This window comes from Oceanospirillum maris DSM 6286 (genome assembly GCF_000422865.1).
Classification (GTDB): domain Bacteria; phylum Pseudomonadota; class Gammaproteobacteria; order Pseudomonadales; family Halomonadaceae; genus Oceanospirillum; species Oceanospirillum maris.
On record NZ_AUGW01000047.1, the window covers coordinates 1 to 1,345 of the forward strand.

Below are 1,345 nucleotides of genomic sequence, written 5' to 3' on the forward strand. Positions count from 1 at the left end.
GAGCCACCGACAACATCCACCTCCGTGCAGGCGCATAAACTGCTGAACTTCAAGGGATGGCTGAAAGATGCAAGTGGAAACCCCGCTCCATTCGCTAATGTATCAATTGCTATTAAAACGCTTGGGTCTGATATTGAGTATTCAACCTTACAAGCAGACGAAAAAGGAATGATTAATGGGTCGGTGAGTCTTTCAGATACCTGTGTTGCAAACGATGATAGGAAGCGAATTCATAATCGCGTTTATAGTGGAACGCCAACAAACCCATCAATGTGGTGGGATATTCATTTTTCTATTGGGAACTTTGCAATTTCTGTTGGTGATAACAACTATGGAAGTTTTTATCATATCTGTAAGGAACGTTTAGTTGAAACGTGTTTTTATGACAAAAACTACAGTACAGGTATGACGGAGCTTAAATGTTTTTGATTTTATAGTTTGAGCTAATTTTATCCTCCAAGCTGGATAGCCAGCTTGGAGAGTTTGATTAAGCCTTCGTATTTACTATTGTCTTCACTATTTTTCCACCATAGATTTCGCTGGACTTATTTATAATGAATGCATGAATGCTCTGCCATCCAATTTTTTCTTTAATGTAATGTTCGTTTTCTATTCGATTGTTTTTATTATAAAATTCAGCTTTTGCTGAGTAAGCAGATTCGAAATAATTGATGTATTCTTTACTTATTTCGTTCAAACTAATTGATTTTTCTTTCTCAAAATCTTCTCTCTTGAAATCAGAAATTACATGAGACATCCGGTAGACGCCCTCTGATATTCTTGATAGTGAAGATGTAATTTTTATTGCTGTCTCTTCATCTTCGATGAGGCTATTTTCCAGTTTTTTGGTAGTATCTTCAGAAACTTTCTGCCCATTTATATCGTATACATTGCTTAATCTAAGTTGGCCATCTTCAATAAATATATCCATTTTGCTCAGATCAAGTTCAGGGTGATTTTCCGACTGTTTGGACTTGAATTGATTAAAGCCTTGAATAGCATCAATTAATGTATGGTTAACTAAAGAAATTAGATCAATTGTTTCTTCAACGTTGTCTTCCATAGCATTCATAATGTCTTTCATAGCATTCATACGATCTTCACTTAAACCGTAAAGCTGGCTGACCTCATTCTTGGAAATAGCCTGCAGGTTTCCGTTAACTGACGTATTTGCAGGGGTACTGATGTTCTGCTTCAGATTTGAATAGGCGGACTGGCCCATCGGTGGGGTATAACTGCCCTGTATTTTCATATGCTCGCTCCTTGAATATCTTTTGTGGTTTGTCACTTGCTGCCTGAAATTCTGCAGCTTTTGTTCACTTAAGCGTTGAGGTCTATGAGTGAA

General features: G+C 37.1%; 2 protein-coding genes. One reads left to right on the top strand and one right to left on the bottom strand.

Annotated features, from left to right (window positions below; translation table 11 throughout):
• Positions 1–429 (top strand): hypothetical protein (locus tag G517_RS18935; protein ID WP_036591411.1); only part of this gene is annotated, 429 nt, incomplete at its 5' end.
• 58 nt (positions 430–487) lie between these two features.
• Here G517_RS18935 and G517_RS0111950 read toward each other — a convergent pair.
• The coding region (locus G517_RS0111950; protein ID WP_211224290.1) for a hypothetical protein at positions 488–1,345 on the bottom strand (858 nt) is incomplete at its 5' end.